This is a genomic window from Proteiniclasticum sediminis, from assembly GCF_018128025.1.
Classification (GTDB): Bacteria; Bacillota; Clostridia; order Clostridiales; family Clostridiaceae; genus Proteiniclasticum; species Proteiniclasticum sediminis.
Window position 1 is genome coordinate 1 of record NZ_JAGSCS010000074.1, and the last position, 621, is coordinate 621.

Annotated in this window: 2 protein-coding genes; both read left to right on the forward strand. The window is 54.3% G+C overall.

Annotation, left to right across the window (positions count from 1 at the left end; translation table 11 throughout):
- On the forward strand, positions 1–315 hold a 315-nt coding region (locus KCG48_RS14590), incomplete at its 5' end, for a sodium ion-translocating decarboxylase subunit beta (protein ID WP_211802901.1).
- A gap of 28 nt (positions 316–343) precedes the next feature.
- The gene (locus KCG48_RS14595; RefSeq protein ID WP_211802902.1) at positions 344–487 is read left to right on the forward strand and encodes an OadG-related small transporter subunit; all 144 of its coding nucleotides are present in this window, start codon (positions 344–346) and stop codon (positions 485–487) included.
- Positions 488–621: the final 134 nt, after the last annotated feature.

Sequence of the window (621 nt, forward strand, 5' to 3'; positions counted from 1 at the left end):
AAGATGACCGCCGAGCAGTTCTGGAATGTCCAGACCCTCATGATCATCGCCTTCGGTCTGGTGGCCTTCATCATGGACACCATCGGCGGCGTGCTCTTCGCGAAGTTCCTGAACCTGTTCCGCAAGGAAAAGATCAACCCCATGATCGGGGCTGCAGGAATCTCCGCATTCCCCATGTCTGCCCGCGTGGTGCAGAAGCTGGCCTCTGAAGCGGACAAGCAGAACTTCGTTCTGAACTATTCCATCGGAGCCAACGTATCCGGCCAGATCGCTTCGGTTATCGCCGGCGGACTGATCCTGTCCTACTTCCTGTAGACAAGATCGTGTGAAAGGAGAAGAAATTATGCAACTGAATTTTGATCCCGAAGTCATCGGGCAGGGCCTGGAAATCATGGCCTTCGGCATGGCCGGCGTTTTCGTCGTCGCCATTATCCTCTACCTGGCCAGCCTGGCGCTTCTCAAAGTATTCCCCAGTGAAAAGAAGTAGAAGGGGAGAAGAAACATGGAAAAAAAGATCCGATTTATGGACACCGTTTTGCGGGACGCCCATCAGAGTCTCTTTGCCACCCGCATGTCCACGGAGCAGATGCTGCCCATCCTGGAAACACTGGATGAAGCCGG

What these genes read in the sequence shown, in the direction of transcription:
- KCG48_RS14595 (WP_211802902.1), top strand. Translation starts at nt 344, where the DNA reads ATGCAACTGAATTTTGATCCCGAAGTCATCGGGCAGGGCCTGGAAATC.